Source organism: Novosphingobium sp. HR1a, assembly GCF_015594425.1.
Lineage (GTDB): Bacteria > Pseudomonadota > Alphaproteobacteria > Sphingomonadales > Sphingomonadaceae > Novosphingobium > Novosphingobium resinovorum_A.
In genome coordinates, this window is sequence record NZ_JABXWS010000095.1 from 1 (window position 1) to 22,852 (window position 22,852).

At 64.0% G+C, this 22,852-nt stretch carries 20 protein-coding genes and 1 pseudogene; 9 read left to right on the top strand and 12 right to left on the bottom strand.

Annotated features, from left to right (window positions below; genetic code table 11):
- Both HWN72_RS25245 and HWN72_RS25250 read left to right on the top strand, forming a co-directional pair.
- Window positions 1-312: carbohydrate porin (locus tag HWN72_RS25245; RefSeq protein WP_211151683.1), on the top strand; the 312-nt coding region annotated here is incomplete at its 5' end.
- 90 nt (window positions 313-402) lie between these two features.
- Window positions 403-894, top strand: coding sequence for a LysR substrate-binding domain-containing protein (locus HWN72_RS25250; protein WP_269078916.1), 492 nt, complete (start codon window positions 403-405; stop codon window positions 892-894).
- 33 nt (window positions 895-927) lie between these two features.
- Here the strand turns inward: HWN72_RS25250 and HWN72_RS25255 are convergent, their stop codons facing one another.
- The 4 genes from HWN72_RS25255 to HWN72_RS25270 all read right to left on the bottom strand — a co-directional run bounded on the left by HWN72_RS25255 (window position 928) and on the right by HWN72_RS25270 (window position 4,145).
- Entirely contained in the window at window positions 928-1,590 is a 663-nt protein-coding gene (locus HWN72_RS25255) for a DsbA family oxidoreductase (protein WP_069709403.1), read from the bottom strand.
- Between the two features lie 295 nt (window positions 1,591-1,885).
- Complete coding sequence (locus tag HWN72_RS25260; RefSeq protein WP_211151684.1) at window positions 1,886-2,992, bottom strand: MucR family transcriptional regulator; 1,107 nt, start codon at window positions 2,990-2,992, stop codon at window positions 1,886-1,888.
- Window positions 2,993-3,315: 323 nt separating this feature from the next.
- Window positions 3,316-3,786: an aminoglycoside 6'-N-acetyltransferase gene (gene aac(6') / locus HWN72_RS25265; protein WP_036530796.1), complete on the bottom strand. Its 471-nt coding sequence runs from the start codon at window positions 3,784-3,786 to the stop codon at window positions 3,316-3,318.
- 83 nt (window positions 3,787-3,869) lie between these two features.
- Window positions 3,870-4,145 carry an HU family DNA-binding protein gene (locus HWN72_RS25270; RefSeq protein WP_036530793.1) on the bottom strand — a complete coding sequence of 92 codons (276 nt, stop codon included), beginning with the start codon at window positions 4,143-4,145 and terminating at the stop codon, window positions 3,870-3,872.
- Between the two features lie 972 nt (window positions 4,146-5,117).
- Between HWN72_RS25270 and HWN72_RS25275 the strand changes: the two genes are divergently transcribed.
- Window positions 5,118-5,426, top strand: a complete 309-nt coding sequence (locus tag HWN72_RS25275; protein WP_051587235.1) for a hypothetical protein — start codon at window positions 5,118-5,120, stop codon at window positions 5,424-5,426.
- Here the strand turns inward: HWN72_RS25275 and HWN72_RS25280 are convergent.
- The 5 genes from HWN72_RS25280 to HWN72_RS25300 form a co-directional block, all read right to left on the bottom strand.
- A complete protein-coding gene (locus tag HWN72_RS25280) occupies window positions 5,423-5,560 on the bottom strand; it encodes a hypothetical protein (protein WP_211151687.1) in 138 nt (45 codons plus the stop codon). The two genes, HWN72_RS25275 and HWN72_RS25280, sit on opposite strands and share 4 nt — an antisense overlap.
- Window positions 5,496-5,957: an alkaline phosphatase gene (locus HWN72_RS31345; RefSeq protein WP_236727506.1), complete on the bottom strand. Its 462-nt coding sequence runs from the start codon at window positions 5,955-5,957 to the stop codon at window positions 5,496-5,498. The genes HWN72_RS25280 and HWN72_RS31345 overlap by 65 nt, the downstream gene beginning before the upstream one ends.
- 39 nt (window positions 5,958-5,996) lie before the next feature.
- On the bottom strand, window positions 5,997-7,280 hold the full coding sequence (locus HWN72_RS25290; RefSeq protein WP_155986490.1) for a dicarboxylate/amino acid:cation symporter: 1,284 nt from the start codon (window positions 7,278-7,280) through the stop codon (window positions 5,997-5,999).
- 98 nt (window positions 7,281-7,378) lie between these two features.
- Entirely contained in the window at window positions 7,379-8,941 is a 1,563-nt protein-coding gene (locus tag HWN72_RS25295) for an ATP-binding protein (protein ID WP_081799248.1), read from the bottom strand.
- Complete coding sequence (locus HWN72_RS25300; protein ID WP_036530782.1) at window positions 8,941-9,603, bottom strand: response regulator; 663 nt, start codon at window positions 9,601-9,603, stop codon at window positions 8,941-8,943. Before HWN72_RS25300 ends, HWN72_RS25295 begins: the two co-directional genes overlap by 1 nt.
- 398 nt (window positions 9,604-10,001) lie before the next feature.
- On the opposite strand from HWN72_RS25300, the gene HWN72_RS25305 reads away from it, so the two are divergent.
- From HWN72_RS25305 to HWN72_RS25320, 4 genes are all read left to right on the top strand, one after another.
- The gene (locus tag HWN72_RS25305) at window positions 10,002-12,314 is read left to right on the top strand and encodes a TonB-dependent receptor (protein ID WP_211151685.1); all 2,313 of its coding nucleotides are present in this window, start codon (window positions 10,002-10,004) and stop codon (window positions 12,312-12,314) included.
- Window positions 12,315-12,342: 28 nt separating this feature from the next.
- A complete protein-coding gene (locus HWN72_RS25310) occupies window positions 12,343-13,620 on the top strand; it encodes a M20/M25/M40 family metallo-hydrolase (protein WP_051587233.1) in 1,278 nt (425 codons plus the stop codon).
- A gap of 99 nt (window positions 13,621-13,719) precedes the next feature.
- Window positions 13,720-16,512, top strand: a complete 2,793-nt coding sequence (locus HWN72_RS25315; RefSeq protein ID WP_051587232.1) for a M14 metallopeptidase family protein — start codon at window positions 13,720-13,722, stop codon at window positions 16,510-16,512.
- Between the two features lie 360 nt (window positions 16,513-16,872).
- A complete protein-coding gene (locus HWN72_RS25320) occupies window positions 16,873-17,520 on the top strand; it encodes an IS110 family transposase (RefSeq protein ID WP_375154544.1) in 648 nt (215 codons plus the stop codon).
- A gap of 289 nt (window positions 17,521-17,809) precedes the next feature.
- On the opposite strand, the gene HWN72_RS25325 is transcribed toward HWN72_RS25320, so the two are convergent.
- The 3 genes from HWN72_RS25325 to HWN72_RS25335 form a co-directional block, all read right to left on the bottom strand.
- Window positions 17,810-19,270, bottom strand: a complete 1,461-nt coding sequence (locus tag HWN72_RS25325; protein ID WP_162177439.1) for a tetratricopeptide repeat protein — start codon at window positions 19,268-19,270, stop codon at window positions 17,810-17,812.
- A gap of 146 nt (window positions 19,271-19,416) precedes the next feature.
- Window positions 19,417-19,851 (bottom strand): sel1 repeat family protein, encoded by a 435-nt coding sequence (locus HWN72_RS25330; RefSeq protein WP_155986489.1) that lies wholly within the window; start codon window positions 19,849-19,851, stop codon window positions 19,417-19,419.
- Entirely contained in the window at window positions 19,848-20,768 is a 921-nt protein-coding gene (locus HWN72_RS25335) for a surface-adhesin E family protein (protein WP_051587231.1), read from the bottom strand. Before HWN72_RS25335 ends, HWN72_RS25330 begins: the two co-directional genes overlap by 4 nt.
- A 355-nt stretch (window positions 20,769-21,123) precedes the next feature.
- Between HWN72_RS25335 and HWN72_RS25340 the strand changes: the two are divergent.
- Both HWN72_RS25340 and HWN72_RS25345 read left to right on the top strand, forming a co-directional pair.
- Window positions 21,124-21,746: pseudogene (locus HWN72_RS25340) on the top strand (IS630 family transposase); the annotation flags it as partial.
- A gap of 352 nt (window positions 21,747-22,098) precedes the next feature.
- On the top strand, window positions 22,099-22,852 hold a 754-nt coding region (locus HWN72_RS25345), incomplete at its 3' end, for an aldehyde dehydrogenase family protein (protein ID WP_211151686.1).

Below are 22,852 nucleotides of genomic sequence, written 5' to 3' on the forward strand. Positions count from 1 at the left end.
AGCAATGCGCTGGGCATGGGGCTGGAATACTCGGGCATCTTCAAGGCGCGCCCGAAGGACAAGATCGGCCTCGCCTTCGGCACGGCGCACATCAACGATCGCATTACCAATCAGGACAAGATCATCCGCGCCGCCACCGGCACGGACACGCCGGTGCGCGGGCGGGAATATGGGGTGGAGGGATTCTACGCCATCAACGTGATGCCGGGCCTGTTGCTTGAACCCGATGCGCAGGTGATCGTCCATCCCGGCGGCAATTCGAGCCAGCGAACCGCAGTTCTGCTCGGCTTCAGGACCGCTACGACCTTCTGACGCGACCAAGCTCACTTGCGCGGCCAGCACGGGCTGACTGGAAGACCGCGATAGTGCGCACGGTATTAAGAGCGGCGCCCCCGCCAGCCCATCCGCTACGAGGAACGGCTGGAGCAGGACATGATTGCCGTACCGATCGGGCCACGGTCGCAGAGGATAATCACGGCGGCGGCTCCCGCCTATCTGGACGCCCATGGCCGCCCCGCCCATCCCCGTGAACTCCTCGACCACGCTTGTCTGCGCCTGCGCTTCTCCAGTGGCGCACGGGCCACCTGGGAGTTCGAGCGCGGCGACGAAGTGATCCGCCTCGACCCTCCCGGCCCCCTGCTCATCCAGCCCGGATCGGCATGCGACCTGCTGGTCGAGACGGCGGCGGCTGGCCTTGGTGTCGTGCGGCTTTTCGAAGACTGGCTCGGGCCAGCCAGGCAGTCAGGAGCCCTGGAAAGGATTCTCGACGAGTGGGACGAGCCGTTTTCGGGGCCGATGCTCTATTACTCCAGCCGCCGCCAGCTTCCCCCTCCGCTCCGGGCCTTCATCGACTTCACCCGGACGGAGCCAGCCATACCGAAGCCGCAAAGGTAACGACATCGGCCTGCATCAAGGTGCCGTCCAGGGCTACTGAGTGACTGCAACCCGTTCTGCGGCAATCTTTTTCAACACGTCCTCGAACACCTCGACTGGCTGGCCGCCCGACACAAGGTACTTCTCGTCGATGACTATCGCCGGGACGCTCGAGATCCCCCGCGAGCGCCAGAGTTCCTCGTCATCACGGACTGCCGAAGCGAATTCGTCTCCGGCAAGGATTTCCGCCGCGCGCAACGTATCGAGGCCTGCACGCGCGGCCACGTCCAGCAGCACTTCATGGCGCGAGACATTGGCGCCCTGAGTGAAGTACGCCTCGAACAGCGCGTGCTTGAGTTCGGATTGGCGGCCCTGTTCTCCCGCCCAATGCAGCAGCCTATGCGCGTCGAACGTATTGTAGATGCGGCTCTCGTCGTTCATCGCAATTGTGAAGCCGACGCTTGCGGCGCGCTCCTGAAGCACCGCCCTGCTCGCGGCCGACTGTTCGGGCGTGGATCCGTACTTCTGGGCAATGTGCTCACGCAGGTTTTGCCCCTCGCTCCCCATGTTCGGATTCAGTTCGAACGGCTGGAAATGGATCTCGGCAGTGACTTCTCCCTCGAGCCGCTCAAGGGCGGCTTCCAGGCCCTTCAGTCCGATGACGCACCAGGGACAGGCCACATCGGACACGAAATCGATCTTCAACTGCTGGGGCATTCTCAGGCGTTCCTTCGATCAGCTTCACATGCCCCAGACAGATAGGAACGTTCTCGGCACATGACGAGGTTACGGTGTTGTATCGAAGGCCAATGTCCCTGCAAGGCGCGCCGCTTCGTCAGATCTAAAGGAGCGCGTGGTGGCGAGAATGGATAACGGCTTCGGTTCGGCGTTATGGGTTGGCGACCAGGAACTACCATTGGATCGTCGGTAGTGCGAAGCTGTCTGGTAGGGAACGCCAACCTCCCCATCCCACTCTGCCGCCTGTCGCGGCAGAGTGGCGGGTCCGACAGCTTTACTTGGCCTTAGTGGCCTGACGCTTACGGCGCGGTTTAGCCTCCGCGACAGCGGGTACGGTCGTTTCAACCGCAGTGGTTGCCTCAGCGGCCTCGTTCCCGAATAGGCCGAGCTTGCGCCGGCGCTTCGGCTTTTCGACCACTTCGGCAGTTTCTTCCACCACTGGAATTGAGGCAGCAGACCCTCTCGCTGGCTGAGGTGTCCGTGTCATACGCTTTACCGGCTGCTTCCTCCGCGTCTTGGCGCCGGTCGCGGCCTTTTCTGGCTTCCTCGTTTCGGCAGAGGCAACAGCAGCGGTTTCGACCTTTGGCGCGGCGGTTTCCGGCTCAGCAGTGTTCGAAGGTATCTCGACCGCTGGGACGGCTCCCGTTTCAGCCGCGGCAGACGGAGATTTCGCGAGCCCTTTCCCAGCCTTTTTTACGATGCGCCGCTTTGGCAATACCGGAGCAGGCTCCGCCGCAGCCTTCGCTGCCTCCTTCACGGGCTCGGAAGAAGGGGCGGCGACCGAAGAAGCGGGTGCTTGCCGCACATCAGTTTTCGACGCAGCTTTGCGCTGGTTTGGCTTCGGCGTTGCCGCCGATTTTGTCTTTGCAGCGGGCTTGGGCTTTACCGGCGCGGATGCGGGTTCACTTGAAGGGCTCAGATCTGCGCTTACGTCGGCGGAAGTTGGGCTTGGCATAGCCGAACTGCCAGCAGCCGCCTCGCGTTTCCCCAATCCGATTTTTTCGGCGATCTCGCGGCGCCGCGCCGCGAATGACGGCGCGACCATAGGATAGGTCGAGGACAGGTTGTAGCGTTCACGGTATTGTTCCGGGGTGAGGCCGTTGCTCGCCAGGTGACGTTTGAGCGTTTTGTAAGGTTTGCCGTCGATGAGGCTGAGAATGTGATCCGCCGACGCCAGGCTCTTGCGCACTGAAACCGCGGGCGTGAAGATAGGTGTTTCGGGTTCTGCTTGTTCAGGGGTGCTGTCTTCGACCAGAGCGGCCCGTGTCGAGCGAATGAGCCCGGCAAGATCATCGGCACTGACCGTATTGTTGGCGAGATACGCGCTCAGAAGTTGAACGGTGAGTGCAGCAATATCGGAAGTCGGTTCGGTGTCAGGCATCGATTTGCCCCTCTCGGATTTATAACGACGACGTTGAGCTATTGCCTTTATGGCAATTTGTCATGGATCGACGCGGTTGCAGTGCTTTTCAAGGGTAAATATAGCGAACACCTCGATCTGAGGCACGCCCGACTACGACAATGCGTCAACGGCGCGTGTTCCTATGAGACGATCGGCCAGCAGATACTCCTATCGTCGGATTGGCGGCGGCCGATCAGCATCAATGCCCGGCATGCCCCATAGATGTACGGCCTGTTGATAACACGGTGAACAAGCTGCGGAAAAAGGTGTCAATCGACATCCGAAGCTTCATCTGGAGCAGTTCAGCTTAACAGCGGCATCGGCGTCAGGACCTTGCGAAAATACACCACTCGCTCGGTTTCCTCGAATTTCAGCGCTGCGTGCATCGCATGCGACACGGTGTTGTCCAACATGGCATCCGAGGCGAGTTCAGCGCAGCCCATGCTACGAGCCCATGCTTCCACGGCGTCCACCAAGCCGCGCCCGATGCCTTGTCGCCGGCATTCTTCCACGACGTATAGCCCTTCAAGGAAAGCGACCGGTGAAGTTTCGCAGCCGTTGACGTAATCGACGCGCATTGCGGCTTCCGCAAATCCGACAAGCGCGCCGTGCTTATCGCGCGCCAGGAAGCCAATGAAAGGCTGCGGCTCCGCCATTAGCTGAACCACGTCTTCCTGGTGCTCTGCTTCCGAGCCATCTGGCCAGAGCGACGTGCGCAGAGCCGACCATTCAAGAAGATCAGCGTTGCTGCCCACTGTTATCCGTACGATCATGCCGCTCGGCCTCGGAAGCTGGTCAAGGAAATCATGCATGGTGGCGGCGCCGGCGCTCGGCTCGGTGCCGCCACCGTATTGTATCAGCCGTTGAGCTTGTCCTTGACCGCCTTGGCGACCGTGAAGGTCAGCTTCTTCGAAGCCTTGATGGTCATTGCCTCGCCGGTAGCGGGGTTGCGGCCTTCACGCTCAGGGCTGTCCTTGACCTTGAACTTGCCAAAGCCGTTGAGCGAGACTTCCTCACCCTTGGCCGCCGCGCTGCCGATGGCCTCAAAGACGGCGTCGACAATCTTACGGGCGTCGGCTTTCGTAATGCCGTGATCGTTGGCGATGGCGTCGGCGAGATCGCTGTTGTTCATGAGAAGTTCGTCCTGTCGATGTCTATGGTTCGCAAAGCTACGTTTTTTTCGAGCTTCGCGGCCTTCCACCATGGAACAGCCGAAACCGCGTTCAAAGTCGCATACTCACGCTGAACGCGCCTTGAGGCCGCTTTGTCCACAGCCTGTGGATATGTGAAACGCATCCGGTGCCCGAATTACCCGGATAACATCGCGCGCGGAACCATTCTCGGCCGGTCTCTTGCATAACGCACACAAGGAGGATTCCCATGTTTGGCAAGGTCATCAGCGCAATCGCAGGAAACAAGGCCGCAAAGCACGTCCAGGGGTGAGCGGCACTGGAGGAACTTTGCTCGGCTTTGCAGCGCCGATGGTGATACGCCGCCTCGGCCCCCTTGGCCTCATCACCGCAGTCGCAGGCGGGCACGTTTACAAGCGCTACACCGACCGGCGGGCAGCTGAACAGCAAAAAGTCGCGCGGCCCAGCGGATTTGCAGAGCCCACGCGGAAACAGGCTTGATCCTATCCTGCAGCCGCAATCCGCCCGCTGCGAGCGTGTTGCGGGCAGGCTAAGGCGCGGGACGTTAGGATCGACCGTGCTCTGATCCACGTGGTTGTGGCTGAGCAGCTTATGAGTGCCGGGCACGGGGCCCGGCGCTCAGCCAGTGAACACGCTCTCGCCGAACAATACCGCGTCACACAACTGCGCGCGAACCGCGAGGAAACCCGCCCATCAACAGCCCCCGAGCGCGTCCCCTTCCTTGAGGACACTACTGAGCACAACGGTTTACCTGAAATTTCTTTTTCTTTCTCAACCCGTTGCTTAGCGGCCTCCTCCCTCGTTTGCATGGCCCGACACCTTGACGCAGCGGCGGCCAGAATGAAACATATAGCGAACACATGAGTCGCTGTTGACCAATAATCCTGCAAACCGCCCTTCCCTCCCGGCTGCCTGCCGAGCACCTTGCCGCACTACGCGCCCAGATCGCGCAGGTGCAGGCAGCGCGCGGCCCGGTGCTGCCGTTCGGCCTGCCGCAAATCGACACGCGCCTCGCCAGCGGCGGCCTTGATGGCGCTGCGCTTCACGAGATCGCCGGCGCCAGCGCCAGCTGGAGCGACGATGCTGCCGCCACCCTGATTGCTGCGGGCCTCGCCGCGCGCTTTGCTGCCGATCAGGGCATGACCGTGCTGTGGGCGCTTAGCCGCATCGACCTGTATGCTCCGGGCTTCGAACAGGTCGGGCTCGGCCCGGCAAGGTGCTCAATCCCCAGGGCAGAAAGGATTCCGAAGTCCTTGCACTAGCCGAAGATGCTTTGCGCGACGGATCGCTGGCCTGCGTCATCGCCGAGGTCAAAGCCGCCGACCAGACCGTCACCCGGCGCCTGCAGCTGGCTGCGTCCGATGCGCGAACCCCGATGCTTCTCTACCGGCGGCATCGTTCGCGCGAGCGCAGCCCGCTGGCTCAGCCCTCCGCTGCAATGACGCGCTGGAGCATCGCAGCGGCGCCTTCCACCGCGCTACCCCATGCCGGCATCGGCCGAAGAACAGGCCGAGGACCGGCTTGGACTGGTCAGCGGCCGTCACCGCGTCGAGTTCGGTTGCGTTGCGGACAACGAGATAGCCACGCGACTGTGCCTGCTGGCACAGGGTCTTACCCTTAAATTTCCCAGCGGCAGCGGTCCCCGCGAAGGTCGCAGCGCAGCCACCCAGAACAACATCCGCCCGCGCTTCGAGCAAATGTTCGGCGATCGATCCGCTTCCACCCTTCTCGAGGGCATTGGCCGGGCACTGCTTCGTCGTTGCGACTGGGCCATAGCATTTGCGATACGTCACGCTGGCGAGCTGCGCCGCAGGCGTGGGGGAGCGGGCACACTAAATCACGGGCATTGAGCGCCCATGCTGGTCGCGCGATACGGCGGTCGCGATGGAGATATCGCCAACCACGTTGACCATGGTACGGAACATGTCGAGCAGCCGGTCCACGCCGACCACCAAGCCAATCCCCTCGGGCGGCAGGCCGGTGATCGCGAGAACGGCGGCAACGGTGGGAAGCGATCCGGCGGGGACCCCAATCGTACCCATTCCCGCCAGCGCGGCCACCACCAGCACCACGCCCTGCTTGCCGAGCGAGAGGTCCATTCCGAAGAACTGGGCGATGAACAGCACGGTCACAGCGGTGTAGATCGCGGTGCCGCCCTGATTCGCGATGGTGCCGATGCCGAGGACGAGGCGCGCCGCGCGGGGCGGCAGGTGCAGGTCGAATTCGGCAGCCTTCAGCGCGCTGGGCAGAGTGGCGTTGGACGAAGAAGTGCAGAAGGCGATGACTGCCGGCTCCTGCACTCCGCGCAGGAACGCCGCCGGGGTCACCCCGCCGCGCATCCACACGACCGCGAAGAAGGTCAGCATCACCTGCAGCATCAGCGCCGCCACCACCACGCCGACATAGGCGCTGAGGTAGAGCAGCAGGTGCCAGCCGAACACCAGTGTCAGGTCGAACATGAAGGCGGCGACCGCGACCGGCGCCAGCCGTGCGACATAGCCGAGTACATGCATTCCAGCATCGAACACCCGCTCACTGGTGGCGAGCACGTGGCCGCTGCGGCGGGTGCGCAAGAAAGTCAGGGTCATGCCGACGAGCACCGAGGCGATGATGACGATCATGATCGGCCGTTCCACGGCGGCGTAGGAGAACAGCGCGCCGAAGCCTCTCGGCGGTGCGGAAGAGTGACCTGCCGCGAGGAGTTGCTGGCCGATCTCGGCTGGCACCACGTCGCCAGGGCGGAACAGGTTGACCATGGCCAGCCCGATCAGCGCCGCCGCGACCGAGGCCGCCAGCATGTGCGCCAGCGTGGAGAGCAGCAGTCGCCGCATTCCCGCCATGTTGCGCACCCGCGCGATGCCGCTGACGATGGCCGACACCAGCAGCGGCACGATCAGCAGGAACAGCGCGAAGAGGAACGCCTGCTCCACCGGCTTCACCACCCAGCGCATCAGCAGCATGGTCGCGGGGGAGTCGCTGGCGAACAGCCCGGCCAGCGTGCCGCCGCCCATGCCGAGCAGGAAACCCGCCAGCAGCCGCACCTGCAGATGAGGGCGCAGACGCCTGCGCGCATGGCCGGCGGAAGGGGGGAGAGGCGGGGGGGCAGTCTCGATCATCGCAGTGACCGAACGAAAGGATTTGCGGACATCGGTGATCCTGTTGCCGTGCCCGAAGGCGCCTGGCTCATGATGAGGGTTCTGCCGCGAGAACCCTGTCAGCAAGCTGTCGCGAGCGCGAATTGTTGCGCTTCCGATTGGGCTTGGGTGATGTGCTCGTCGTTCCGGTCGTCAGGGCTCGGCGGCGCGGCGAAGTCGATGCTGGCGAGCACGCCGCGACCATCCGTGCCGGGCTCCAGCCGGACTTCTGCGCCCATGCGTTCGGCTAGCGCGCGGACGATCGACAAACCGAGGCCGCTGCCGCCAGCATCGCTTTCGCTGCGGGCGCGGTAGAAGCGTTCGAACACCCGTTCGCGGTCCTGCGGGGCGATGCCAGGGCCGTCGTCCTCCACTTCGATGCACGCACGTCCGGCGCGGTGCAGCACCCGCACGGTGACGGTGCCGCCGGGGCGGTTGTAGCGCACCGCGTTGTCGAACAGGTTGCCGATCATCTCGGCGGCCAGGATCGGGTGGCCGCTGGCGAGAACGGGGCCGTGATCCGGCGCCTCGAAACCGATGTCGAGGCCGTCCGAGCCCGGCTGGTCGATGCGCGAGGCCACGAGGTCGGCGGCGACGGCAGCAAGGTCGAAAGTGGCGTCCTCGGCTATGCCCTGCTCCTCGGTCCGGGCGAGGGCGATCAGTTGCAGCAGCAGCCGTTCGAGCGAGAGCACCGCGTTGCCGATGTCTTCCAGCGCCGCCGCGCCGCGTGGGGAGGCGGGGCCGTAGCGCTCCAGCACGTCGAGATGGACGCGCACCACGGCGAGCGGCGTGCGCATCTGGTGCGAGGCATTGGCGGTGAACTGCTTGAGCGAATCCACCGCGCGCTCGGTGCGGGCGAGCAGGGCATTGAACGACCCGGCCAGCAGCCGCGCCTCGCGCGGGGCGTCCTCCTCCAGCGCGAGGCGGAACTGCGGCGGCGGCTCGCGGCGGGCGGTCTCGATCTGCCCGGTGAGTGAGGCGAAGGGCCTGAGGCCCCAGGTGATGGCCCAGTAGAACAGCAGCACCGCCGTCATCGCGATCAGCACGCCCGCGCCCAGCACGCGCAGGAAGTAGGTCTGCTGGTAGGCCCAGCGATCATCCACGAAGTCGGCCACCTGCACCACCACCGCGTGGCCGTTGCGGTGGAGACGGCGGATCTCGGTGGCGATGCGCACCGGCTTGCCGCCCAGCGTGCTGTCGCGCAAGTACCCGGGCTGGATCACGCCGTCGGCATCGCGCGGGTCAACGTAGCCGCCGGTCAGCGGAGTATTGCGGTAGGTGCGCGGGAAGCTGGCGGCGGGCAGGCGCTGCGTGGTGCGGCCGGTGCGCGTGTCGTACAGCGGCGGCGGGACGAGGCCGCGCTCGCCCGCGATCAGCTCCGTGCCGTCCCAGATGCTGTAGTGCGTGACGGGCGCGGAGCGGCGCTGGAGCAGATGGACGGCCAGCGGCAGCACCTTGTCGCGCACGGCGTCCTCGGTATCGGCGGCGCGGCTGAGCAGACGCACCGAACCGACGAGGATGCGGTCGGAGGTCGCCGCGCCGGAGCGCTGGATCATCCAGCACGTAATGCCGCCGAAGGTCACCGCCAGCGCCAGCAGCGGCACCATCACCGCAGCGGTCAGGCGCGATCGCAGAGAGGCCATCAGGTCTCCAGCATGTAGCCGAGGCCCCGGATGGTGCGGATCGTCGGCCCATCCGGCATCAGCTTGCGGCGCAGGCGGCCGACGTAGACCTCCAGCGCATTAGGGGCGACGGCGTCGGCGAAGTTGAACACCTCGGAATTGAGGCGCTGCTTGGTCACGACTTTGCCGGGTCGGCCCATCAGCGTCTCCAGCACCGCCATTTCCCGGCGCCGCAAGTCGAGCACCGAGCGCTTGAGTTCGACGACGCGGGTGGAGCGATCGAGGCTGAGGTCGCCGACGCGCAGCACCGGGTCGGCAGTACCCTGGCTGCGCCGGATCAGCGCGCGCAGCCGCGATTCCAGCTCGCGCGGGTGGAAGGGCTTGGAGAGGTAGTCGTCGCCCCCCCGGTCGAGCCCGGCGATACGGTCGGACACCGCATCGCGCGCGGTCAGGATCAGCACCGGCGTCGAGTCGCCGCCCCTGCGCAGCGTTTGGAGAACTTCCAGCCCGTCGATGTCCGGCAGCCCGAGATCGAGGATCACGGCATTGTAGGTTTCGGCGGCGAGAACGTCGAGCGCCTCCTCGCCGCTCCCGACGACGTCGACGACGAAGCCGCCCGCGCTCATCGAGGCTTCCATGCCGCGCGCCAAGCGCTCGTCGTCTTCCACGATCAGTATCCGCAACAACTCACTCCCTCACACGAGTTGCGGCATCCTCTTGTCCCTGTTCGGGCACTTTTCAGACGCCGTGAGGTGCCTTTGAGTGCCTTTGTGTATCGTTGAGTGCCGGCCCTGTCCCGGCGCAATTTCATGCCGTTTGATTCGGCAGTCTGTGAATGGAACCTGTCATCAACCTGTCGCGCCGGGCAAGATTCTTTTTGGAAAAGGGCGTGGCAGTGACAGCTTCGTGACAGGTGAAGGCCCGCAGCTTTCGTGTGTCGGGAGGGGAAACCTCGACAACGAACCGGGTCCAATCCGCAGCGCGCAGGAGATCGCCAAGGCATCGGCGGCATCGCGGGCGGAGCATGGGCCGGCTGCAACAGGGGGCAATCATGGCCACTCAATACGGTCGCGCTGCATTCTTGATTTCCGTATCCTTGTTCGCTCTGCCGCTGGGGGCGCAAGCGCAGGAAACGGCTCCGCAACAGGCAGTTAGCGATGGCGTCGGCGACATCGTCGTCACCGCCCTGCGCCGCGCCACCCGCGTCCAGGACACCCCTGTCGCGATCACCGCGCTGTCGGAGAAGTCCCTCCAGAACCTCGGCGCCACGGGCATCGCCGACGTCGTGCGGCAGGTGCCGGGGCTCAACCTGATCGCCGGTGAATCGGGCCGCACCCGCATCTCCATTCGCGGTATCCAGACAGCGGGCGAAAGCACCGTAGGCCTGTACTACGGCGAGACGCCGCTGACGGGTCCGTCGGGCACCAGCTCCGATCCTTCGGGCGTGACGCCCAACCTCAACCTCTTCGATGTCGAGCGAGTGGAAGTTCTGCGCGGGCCGCAGGGCACGCTTTACGGCTCGGGCTCGATGGGGGGCACCCTGCGCGTGATCTTCAAGAAGCCGGACCTCACCAAGTACGAGGGCGCGACCGAATTCGGCGGAGAGGCGGTGGAGCACGGCGAGTTCGGCTATTCGCTGAAAGGTGCGGTCAACGTGCCGATCATTTCCGACATGCTTGCCGCGCGCCTGGTGCTCTATCGCCAGCAGAACCCCGGCTATGTCGATGATCCGACGATCGGCAAGGAGGACCTCAACCGCTCGACGCTCGAAGGCGCGCGTTTCCAGCTGGGTTTCCAGCCGACTGATACGCTCAGCATGAACTTCATGACGATCGTGCAGACCCAGAAATTCGACGGCACCTCGCAGTGGGCGCCTTCGGTGGGAGAGTTCGTGTCCGAGCAGAAAGTCGCCTCGCCGGCCTACGACAAGCTGCAGCTCTATGCGCTGGAGACGAAGTGGGAGACCGGCATCGGCACGCTGGCGCTGAACAATTCGTACTACCGCTGGGACGTGCGGCAGACCAACGACAACTCGGACAACTACGCCAGCATCGCGGCGTCCAATCGCTATTGCGGGCTATTCCAGAATACCTACGGCGGCTCGCTGCTGCAGGGCACGAGCGCCGGAGCGACGACCAGTTCGAGCACCTGCGCGACCGGCGCGGGGGGGCTGACCTCCGCGCAGTTGCGGGCGGATTACCAGAACTGGGCCGCAGGGCAGCAGCCGATCGGCAACTACCAGCCGCGCTTCGTGCGCAACTACGTCAACGAACTTCGCCTCAGCTCGAACGGCAAAGGGCCGCTGACCTACACCTTCGGCCTGTTCCGCGAGGACCGCGACGACCGCGTCGATACGCTCGTCTTCGCGGGCATTCCCGCCACTGGCGAGCCGCAGCAGCCGACCGTCGATCTCGGCTCGCGCTATGTCACCGACGTGGTCAAGCAGACCGCGGTATACGGCGAGATCAGCTATCATCTCTTCGAGCCGCTGACGCTGACGGCGGGCCTGCGCTACTACGACTACAAGAAGACCGTGGGCGGCGAGAACCTGGGCTACAACTACTTCAACGGGCAGGTTCCCAGCGCCTATGCCGAGGTGTCCGCCAATGCGAACGGGCTGATCCAGAAGTACAATCTGGACCTCAAGATCACCCCGGACGTGATGTTCTACGCCACTGCATCGCAGGGCTTCCGCCCCGGCGGCGCGAACCTGACGCCGGGTATTCCGGAATCGGCGCAGACTTACGCGGCGGACTCGCTGTGGAACTACGAGGCGGGCTTCAAGACGCAGTGGTTCGACCGCAAGCTGACCTTCAACATCGACGCCTATCGCATCGACTGGAACAACCTGCAGACCTCGGTTCGCGCGACGTACGGCAACTTCTCGTATATCGGCAACGTCGGCTCGGCGCGGATCGAGGGCGTCGAGGTCGAGGCCAGCGCGGCGCCGGTTTCGGGGCTCAACCTCAACGCGAGCTTCCATTACGTGAAGCCGCGCCTGACCGCCGATCAGGTCAGCGCCGAGGTCACGGCATCGGGCCTCAAGGGCGACATCCTGCCGCTGATTCCGCGCACTACCGCGAGCGCCGGGGCCGAATACACCTTCCCGGCCTTCAACGACTTCGAGGGGCTTCTGCGCGCGGACTGGACCTACACCGGCGAGATGACCTCGCAGATCCGGCCGACCAACAGCCTCTACCGCGAGTTCGGCAAGTACTCGATGGTGAACCTGCGCGCCGGTGTGCAGAACGACCGGATGGGCGTGTTCCTCTACGTGCGCAACCTGTTCAACAAGATCGGCGTGAACTCGATCTCGAGCGCTGCGGGCGTGCCGGACTACTGGGCGACGACCGCCCCGCGCACGCTGGGCGCGACGATCTACAGCAACTTCTAAGTTCGTTTCGAGTACAGGGGATTTGACGATGCGTATCACACTGCTGGCCGCAACCGCCGCGATCGCGCTCGCCGCTCCGGCGGCGCAGGCTGCCACGGTAGAGGACAAGGCCGCTGCCACGCTGCTGGGCGGGGCAAAGTTCGCCAAGGCCAAGGCGTCGCTCAAGGGCGATTACGACAAGATCATCCAAGACATCATCACCCTGACCGAGATCGAGGCGCCGCCGTTCAAGGAAGACGCACGTGGCGCCGCCTACATGGCGATGCTTAAGGCCGAAGGGCTCACCGACGTCGAGCGCGACGAGGTCGGCAACGTCATGGGGCTACGCAAGGGCACCGGAGGCGGTCCGCTGATCGTCGTCACCGCGCACCTCGACACGGTGTTCCCCGGCGGCACCAATGTGAAGGTGCGGCGCGAGGGCAACGGGCTCTACGCGCCCGGCATCGGCGACGATACCTCCAGCCTGCCGGTGCTGCTCGCTTTCATCCGCGCGATGAACCGGGCGGGCTACACCACCAAGGCCGACATCCTGTTCATGGGCAATGTCGGCGAGGAAGGCCCCGGCGACCTGCGCGGTTCGCGCTACCTGTTCCAGAAGGGCAAGTACAAGGACGCGATCAAGTACTTTATCTCGTTCGAGCCGGGGCAGCCGGGGCGCATCACCAATGCCGGCACCGGATCGCGCCGCTACAAGGTGACGTTCAACGGGCCGGGTGGCCACTCGATGGGTGACTTCGGCATCGTCAGCCCGGCCTTCGCGATGGCCAAGGCGATGGTCGAATTCGGCAAGATCAAGGCCCCTGCGGAGCCGAAGACGGTCTACAACGTCGGCATTCTGGAGGGCGGCACTTCGGTGAACTCGATCCCCTTCGCCACCGCCATGACCATCGACATGCGCTCCAACGGCAAGCCCGAACTGGACGCGGAGGAGAAGCAGTTCCTCGCCCTGCTGCAGCCTGCGGTGGATGCGGAGAACGCCGCGCGCTCCACCGCCAAGGGCAAGATCTCCTACGACGCCAAGCTGATCGGCGACCGCCCGGTCGGCACCACGCCGCTCGATGCGCGCATCATCAAGATCGCCACTGCCGTCGCCAAGGGATCGGGCGTGACGCCGAAGTACGGCGCCGGGTCCACCGACAGCAACATCCCGATGAGCATGGGCGTCGAGGCCGTCACCCTCGGCTCCGGGTTCGACACCTTCCGTGCGCACTCGCTGGAAGAGGGCATGAAGATGAACCCGCCCGAGGACCTCAAGAACATGGCGGTCGGCCTGGCAACGGTCCTGACCCTCGCCGAAGCACGCTGACCCATCCTGACGGGGCGGGCCTCTCCAGCGGTCCGCCCCGGCTTTTTACCGTCTCTCATCCCACCGCCGGTCCGTTCCGCGCCGCGAAGGAGTAACGCCATGTCCCGTCGCAATCTTCTGCTTGCCGCCACGTGTCTTTCGTTCCCGCTCAGCACGCCGGTTCTGGCCCAGGACGCGCCCGCGACCAGCGCTGCGATCACCGCGCCCGAGAAGATCGTCGGCGGCAAGGTCGGCGCCGACTACTTCCTCGCCGACTACACGAAGATTTCCGAGTGGCTGATGCAGGTCGTCAAGGAGAGCGACCGCATCAAGGTCGTCTCCATCGGCAAGACCGCCGAGGGGCGCGAGCAGTACATGGCGATCGTCTCCTCGCCCGATAACATCCGCAATCTGGAGAAATACCGCCGGATTTCGCAGCAGCTGGCGCTGGCCAAGGGCCTCGACGACGATGCCGCCAAGGCGCTCGCCGCCGAGGGCAAGGCGATGGTGTGGATGGACGCCGGGCTCCACGCCAGCGAGATCGTCAACGCGCAGAGCCACGTCCAGATCATCCATGAGATGCTGACGCGCAATGATCCCGAGACCCTGCGCCTGCTGGGTGACGACATCATGCTGTTCGTCTTCGCCAATCCGGACGGGCTGGAACTCGTCGCCGACTGGTACATGGCCGATCCGCACAAGCTGACAACGGACTCGATCCCGGTGCTCTACCAGAAGTACATCGGCCACGATAACAACCGCGACAGCTTCGCCTCGACCCAGCCCGAGACGACCAACATGAACCGCGCCGGATACCGCGAGTGGTTCCCGCAGATCCTCTACAACCAGCACCAGACCGGGCCGCTGGGCGCGGTGGTGTTCATTCCGCCGTTCCGCGACCCCTACAACTTCAACAACGAGCCGCTGGTCATCAACCAGACCGACGTGGTCGGCCAGATGATGCATGCGCGGCTGGTGGCTAAGGGCATGGGCGGCTCGGCGATGCGCTCGGCCGCGCCTTATTCGACATGGTTCAACGGCGGCATCCGCACGATCGGGTACTTCCACAACCAGATCGGCATTCTGACCGAGATCATCGGCAATCCCACCCCGCTCAAGATCCCGTTCGTGCCGGAAAACCAGCTCCCCCGGCAGGACGAGGTACTGCCGATCGCGCCGCAGGAATGGCACTTCCAGCAGTCGCTCGACTACGTGAAGGAGATGGACCGGGCGATCCTCGATTACGCCTCGCGCTACCGCGAGACGATCCAGTACAACCGCTATGTCATGGGCCGCAACCAGATCGCCAAGGGTAGCACCGACAGCTGGGTGGTGACGCCCAAGCGGATCGAGGCGGCGAAGGACGCGGCGAAGACCATGCCCAAGCCGGGGCCGGAGGAAACCGCAGGCACGTTCGGATGGGGCAACGAGAAGATCCTGCCCGCCAGCCTCTACAAGACCGTGCTCAACGCGCCCGAGAAGCGCGCGCCGCGTGCCTACATCATCCCGGCCGACCGCCAGCAGGACATGCCGACGACGGTGCGCTTCCTCAACGCCCTCATCAAGACCGGGATCGAGGTGCAGCAGGCGCCGTCGGCCTTCACTTTCGAGGGCAAAAGCTACCCGGCGGGCAGCTACGTCGTGCGCAGCGACCAGGCTTTCCGCCCCCACGTGCTCGACATGTTCGAGCCGCAGGACCACCCGCAGGACTTCGCCTATGAGGGTGGGCCGCCGATCAAGCCCTACGACGTCACCGGCTATACGCTGGCGCTGCAGATGAACGTCGCCTTCGACCGCGTGCTCGACGCGCCGCCGCCTGGGTTCCCGCTGGTCGCCGACGAGATCGCCGCGCCGCCGCCGGGCCGCGTGCTGGGTTCGGGCGGGGCAGGCTGGATCGTCGATCACGGCGTCAACAACAGCTACACGCTGACCAACCGCTTGCTGAAGGCGGGCCTGCCGGTGTTCTGGATGAAGCAGGGCCTGACCATGGACGGCAAGGCGCTCGCCCCCGGGGCGGTGTGGATACCCGCCTCGGCCAAGGCGAAGGCGATCGTCGATGCCGCCGTCGCGCCGCTCGGCCTCGATGCCCATGCCGTCGCGGCGAAGCCTGCGGGCGAGACGGTCGCGGTCAAGCCGGTGAAGATCGGCCTTGTCGATGTCTATGGCGGCTCGATGGCCTCTGGCTGGACGCGCTGGATCTTCGAGCAGTACGAGTTCCCCTACGAGCTGGTCTACCCGCAGGCGCTCGACAAGGGCGGGCTCAAGGCCAAGTACGACGTCCTCGTCTTCCAGAGCGACGTGCTCGGCCGCGAGGAAGGTCCTTCGCGCCCGCAGCCCGCTGCCGCCGACATTCCGGTCGCCTACCGCAAGATGCTGGGCAAGATCACGCCCGAGACGACCTTCCCGCAAGTCGCCGCCTTCACCAAGGCGGGCGGCACGGTCGTCGCGGTGGGCAACTCCACCCGCATCGGCGAGGCGCTGGGCCTGCCGGTCACCAACCTGCTCGCGCCCAAGGGGCCGGACGGCACCGTGAAGCGGGTTTCCTCCAACAGTTTCTACGTCCCCGGATCGATCCTGAGCGCGCAAGTCGACAGCAGCGATCCCCTGGCCTTCGGCGTCGCACCCACGGTCAACCTGTTCTACAACAACAACCCGGTCTTCCGCGCCGACGGGCCATCGGTGCGCAAGGTCAGCTGGTTCGACAAGGAGGACCCGCTCGTCTCCGGCTGGGGCTGGGGGCAGAAGCTGCTGAACGGCGGCGCGGGCATCGTCGAGGGCGGGCTCGGCAAGGGCCGCGTGTTCCTGATGGGGCCGGAAGTGACCCAGCGCGGACAGCCTTTCGCGACCTTCAAGTTCCTGTTCAACGGCGTGCTGCTCTCAAGCTCCAGCGAAACTCCTCCCGGCGACAGCTAGTGATACCGTTTTGCGCCTGGAACTGAACTGAGTTTTCCAGAGGCTTATGATACTAGCAGTCCAGTAAGCCGATCGCAGCTAGTCGGAATCAAAAATCAGCGGCTAAACGGCCGGGATCGGCCAGTCTAAGCTATCCAGAATGGGAGAGCTGCCGTCTGCACCTGGGTATTGGAAAGGGCTGGCTGAGCGGCCGAGAATGATGACGTGGACGGCTCTCCAACCCTCCCGCAAGATGACCTGCGGATGAGCCGGAAGGAGAGCCACGCTGGGAACAGTCACGGCGATTGATTTGGACCTAGCGAAGAACGTGTTCCAGGTGCACGGTGTGGATGCCGATGGTGTAGCGGTATTGCGCCAGCGATTGACGCGCAGTCGCCTGCTGAAACCCAGTTATCGAACGCCTTGCGGGCGCACATCGCGGAATTCGGCATCGTCACCCCGATCGGCAGGAATGGAATTGACCAGCTTCTCGATATCGTAGCTGATACAAATCATGCCAGACTGCCCGCAGAGGTGGGGACTTGCCTCGACATGCTGGCAGCCCAACTGCGCATTGTGAAAGAGCAGATCCTCGAAAATGATCGCCGGATCATGGCAAGTGCGCGAAAAACGGAAATCGGCCGGCGGCTGATGGAGATACCAGGCGTGGGGCCACTATTGGCAAGTGCGATCGTCGCGACTGTCCCAAATCCCTCGATCTTTCGCTCAGGCCGCGACCTAGCAGCGTGGATTGGTCTGGTACCTCGACAAAACTCCAGCCTAGGTAAGGAGCGCCTCGGTGGCATCACAAAGGCTGGACATCATTATTTGCGCCAGATGCTCATCGTCGGCGCCATCGCGGTCATTCGCTTTGCTGAGCGCCATAAGTCAAAGCGGCCTTGGCTCGTGCAGTTGCTTGCGCGAAAGAACGTGAAGGTTGCCGCCGTGGCGCTTGCCAACAACAATGCCCGCATGATCTGGGCGATGATGACCAACGGCGAACGGTATCGCGACCCGCAGATTGCATAGAATATAGCGCTCAGCGCTTACGATCTTGGGAAGGGCGGACAGGAGCTAATGCACAAAGTCGGTTGAAACCGCCGGATCGGGAAAACCCATGTTTCGACCCAGCACCTCGAGTGCGCGAGAATGGTCGGGACCCGAGCCGCGCTAATGGCATTATGGCCAGCGGTAATATGTGCCGCACCAATAGGCTCGACACATGGCCGCACCAACCAACGGCGCAAAGCTCAATATGCCACTTGCCAACGGAGAGCCGTCCACACAGCGTCGACTGCAGCAACGGCTTCTACACGCCTCATTCCGGGCGTTCCGCCAAATCGTTGAGCGCGCGGCGGGCATCTGCCTTGTTCGGCTCGATTTCCAGGGCGCGGCGATAATAGACACTTGCCTGTTCCCGGTCCCGATCGACGCCTGCTCCTGCATTGTAGGCACGGCCAAGGTTGAGGCACCCGTCGGCATCGTTCAGATCGCAGGATTTGCGGAACAGTTCGGTGGCCCGTCCTGCGTCCTTGCCAGCACCGTTTCCGTTCTGAACCAACGTGCCTAAATTGCCGCAGGCTGCGCCATCGTCCTGATCGCAGGCTCCGACATAAAGTGCGGCGGCGCGATGGGCGTTCTTGCGCACGCCCAGCCCCTGATCGTAAACCACACCAAGGTTGTAGCAGCCGCCGGCATCTTCGCCGTCACAGGCCTTTTCAAACAGTCGCCTGGCGCGCCGCTTGCTGGCCTTTACCCCCGCGCCCAGCGAATAGGCGGCGCCAAGGCTGGAGCAACTGGCAAAGTTATCGGCGTCACAGGCCGCCCTGAAATACCGGAACGCACGTGGGGCGTCCTTCGCGATGCCTTCGCCCTTCACCAGGGCAAGGCCAAAATTGCCGCAATCAGCAGGCCCGCCCAACTCACAGGCTTTCGCGAAAGCAGCGGTCGCCTGCTGGGCGTCCGCAGGGACGCCATTGCCGGTGTGGTAGGCTATGCCAAGGCTTGTGCAGCTGCTGCCATCGCCGCCTGCACAAGCCTTGGCATAGAATACCGCAGCACGCGCCGGATCCAGAGCCACGTGATCGCCTTGCGCGTATCGGGTGCCCAGTTCGGCACAGGAGCTTGCCACTTCGCCCGCACAAGCATCTTCAAGCTGCCTGATTTCGGCCGCATCATCATCAGAAGCCTGCTCCGATGCCGGTTCGGTCAGATCATACGGCCCCGCAGGGGCAGGCACAGTAGGATTCTCTGGCGGTGTAGACGCGATGGTATCCACTTCCCGCACGGAAAGCATTTCATGCAGATCATGGGCATCGGACGGCCTGTTGCCGTGTGCGATCAGTGCCTCTGCAAACTCGATTTCGTCGATCGCAAGTGGGAAGAGATCATTTGCGACCCGGTGCGCTTCATCTCCGCAGGCAAAGCGCAGTTCCGCATCGCCCAAGCTGTCGGGCGGCACCGTTTCCATGGGGGACGTATGCGCGGCTCCCTTGTCGATCGGGCGTCCGGCCTCGTCGAAATACAGAATTTGCAAAGTTTGAATGCGGCGTTTGTCGCACAGCACGCGCCGGTGCGCTTTTACCGTGACTTCCGGTTCGCCGGGCCGGATTACTTGCATCGCCCAATAGCGCGCCTCGTCTCCGCGCCGCTCGACAGATTTCGCATCCACGAAAACGACACGGCCGGGGCCGCTGTTGATGTACCACCACTCTGATGCGGCCGCCGGAACCGCGCCCAGCATCAAGGTGGCTGGCACGGCTTTACAGAACCAAGACATGTACCGCATCCTTCTTACCATCCCGATCCGCCGCCACCGCCACCCCGCCGCCCGAAGACCCGTCGCCGGAGGAACCGCTGGAGCTGTCACTGCTACCGGAACTGCGGCTGGACGTGCTCGGTGATGTGGCGGCCGACGCTATCGTCCTATCCTTTATTCTGTTCGTGGCCGGCTGGTTGATCGTTATTCGCGGGCGGCACGGAAATGTCATCAAGCGCAGCCTTTGATATGGCGAGGGCTTTTCTTGCGGGGCCGGCGGAAGACGTGAGCGGATCAAGCGCCAACGCGTGCTCCAGCAGAGCGATGCCCCTAACGTCGTGAAGGTCGCGGCCGTTGCCGGTCTGATAGGCCCGGCCGAGCGTAAAGCAGCTTTCCGCCTCGCCCAGCGCACAGGCATCGTCGCGTGCTATGCCATCGCCTTCGAGCAGCCGGTTGCCGAGGCGCGAACAAGCGCCGGCGTCATTGTTCTGGCACATGACTTTCAGCTCGGCGACGGGATCGATCACCTCGACTTGTTGCGCCTGAGCCTGCCCGGCAGGCAAGCCAACTAAGACCACCGACAATGCGGCGGCGCGGATCATGGCGCGGTGCATGCCGGATCGGCGCAGACGAAAGGCATGTCGTCGGTATCCTTCGGGGCAAGGCTTGCGCGGAAGCGCAGGTTCCGGGGCGTGGCGTCCAGAACCGCAATTTCGATGTCGCGGATGCGGATTGTCTTCTGCGAAGCCGGGAAGCGCATCGTCTGCCCGCTGCTGGCGTGCGCGAGATCCCCGATGCTGTAACCGCGCAAGTCGAAGGCCAGCTCTCCTTCCTCGATCCCGAGATAAGCGATATCGTAGATCGTACCGCTTTCCATTGTATCGTAATCGCCGGCCTCGAGTATGCCCACGCCTTTGCCGTAGTCACGCGGCGGGACTACGGCCTGACCGGCGGCGATCGCCTGGGGTGTTCCGAATGTGGCAGGGGCCGGTGCCGAAGATCGGATGACCGGCACCGCAGGGTCTGCGCGCATCTGCTCATGATGGTCCGCCGGGCTAACCAAAGCCTCGGTGTCGGCAATCAGTGCTTCGGCGAAAGCGACTTGGTCGATCGCCAGAGGGAACCCGCCGGTCTGGGTTCGATCGGCAGCGCAGACGAACTTCAATTGGGCCTCGCCTACTGACCCCGCCGCGATAGGGTTGGGCCCTGGGTAGCTCAGCGCCGACTTGTCGAGGCGTTCGTCATCGGCGCCGTAACGAAGGACGAGATCCCACGTTTCGGTGCGTTTGCGGCAGTCTCCGATCATGAAGGCGCGAAGCGAGGCCGCGGGGTTACCGGGCTCGCGCAGAATTTGGCTGGCATCATATCGAACAATGTCACCGTCCCGCTCGATCGATTCAACATCGACGAACAGCACTTTGTCTGCGCCTTGCGCCACGTACCACCACTGCGAGGTACGGGCCAGGCCCATCGAAGGAGAAAGCATAAGCAACCCGCCGGCGAGTATCCCGAACTTCATCCGATATTCCAAACTGTTACTATTTCATTGGTACAGCAGAACCCGTACCTTACAACAGCACCTGCTTGTTTTTGTGCCTGCCCATAACAACTTTCTGGATCACGCTTACTCCGTGCATGACCGGCCAATCTCGACCGATAGCCGCCTAGCAATGTTGGCTATCGCGCTTCTGAGAAGCCAAACCTGCCGTGTTCCTTACCGCCAATTTGAAAATTGGAGGGAGATCGGCTCACCTCGACCGTTGGCGGGATATGTCAGGCGTTGTTCCTTCTCCGTGAATTCGGGCTCTGCGAGGCGCTGCGCGCGCGCATAAGTCGGCGTCAGCCTGGAGAGCTCGATTCCGAGAAGCGCCGACCGGGCAATCTCACGGGAAAAAAAGACAGGCCATGCGATAGAGCAAGATCGACCCGACGTCCTGAAGCAGCGTCAGAACTGGTTTGAGGTCAACTCGACCTCAAACCGGAGCGCCTGGTCTTCATCGACGGAACCTAGACCGCGACCAATATGACCCGCAGCTACGGTAGCTGCCCCAAAGGCGAACGTCTGCGGATGGGTTTCCCGCACGGCCACGGCAAGATCACCGCGTTGGTCGCCGGCCTGCGCATGGCCGGCATGGTCGAGGCCATGGTGCTCGATGGGCCGATCAACGGCGACTGGTTCGAAGCCTACGTCGCTCAGGTCCTCGTCTCCGAACAGCGGCCTCGCGACGGCGTCATCATGGACAACTTGTCGAGCCACAAGCGCGCATCGGTGCAAGTGCTCATCGAGGCCGCAGGCGCCACCCTGCGCTTTCTCCCGCCCTACAGCCCCGACTTCAACCCGATCGAGAAAGCATTTTCCGGCCTCAAAGCCATACTCCGTAAAGCGGGCGAGCGTACCGTCAGTGGCCTGTGGAGCTTGATCGGCAAACTCGTCGATATCTTCCAGCCCCCGGAATGCGCCAACTACTTCAGATCATGTGGTTACGAACCAGAATGATCGTGAAGACGTCCTTGCGTCCGAGATCGGCCTTCCGGAGCACGCCCACCAGCGATACACAGAACATAGTCGCAATCTCCTGTTCAAGCCGTTCCGAAGAATCGAAGCTCGCCGACTTGGGGAATTGGTTCGCCAATCTAACTTTTTCTGTTTCAAGAGTTGCTAGTCAGGCTCTCCCCGCCCCCCGATCGATCACGAGCCATTGACAATCCTCCTCTTGAAAGATAGCGCTATCATTCATATTTGGACGGCGATGAAGCCCTGCGGTTGCAATGCAGCGGGGGGCTTCGGGCAGATCCGGAATGGACGTACGAAACGGACGGGCAAAGCCCTGACCTGAGGGGATGCAGCAATGATTACCGGCGCCATACTCATCGGCCGCGAGGAAACCCACACGCAGGCAAGCTATGCCGCCATCAACCCCGCGACCGGCGCGGCGCTGGAACCACGCTTCACCACCGCAGGCCTGCCGGAAGTGGAACGCGCCTGTGCGCTGGCCGACGAGGCCGCGGTCGCCTTCGCCGAACTGGACCCGGAAACCCGCGCTGTCTTCCTCGAAACCATCGCCGATGAGATCGTGGCGATCGGCGACATCCTGATCGAACGCGCCATAGCCGAGACGGGCCTTCCCCGCGCCCGTATCGAGGGCGAGCGGGGCCGCACCGCCGGCCAGCTGCGCCTTTTCGCGCAAGTCCTGCGTGAAGGCAGCTGGGCGGGCCTCACCATCGATCCCGCCCTGCCCGAGCGCGCGCCGCTGCCGCGCCCGGACCTGCGCGTGCGCAAGGTCGCGCTTGGCCCGGTCGTGGTGTTCGGCGCCAGCAACTTCCCCCTCGCCTTCTCGGTCGCAGGCGGAGACACCGCCGCGGCTTTCGCGGCGGGTTGTCCGGTCATCGTCAAGGGTCACTCGGCCCATCCCGGCACCGGCGAACTGGTGGCCCGCGCGATCCAGCGCGCGGCGGCGCTGTGCCATCTGCCCGAGGGCGTGTTCTCCTACCTCCCCGCCACGCGTGAGGCAGGCACCGCGCTGGTCGCCGACCACCGCGTCAAGGCGGTCGGCTTCACCGGATCGCGCCCCGGCGGCATGGCGCTGATGCGCACCGCCGCGG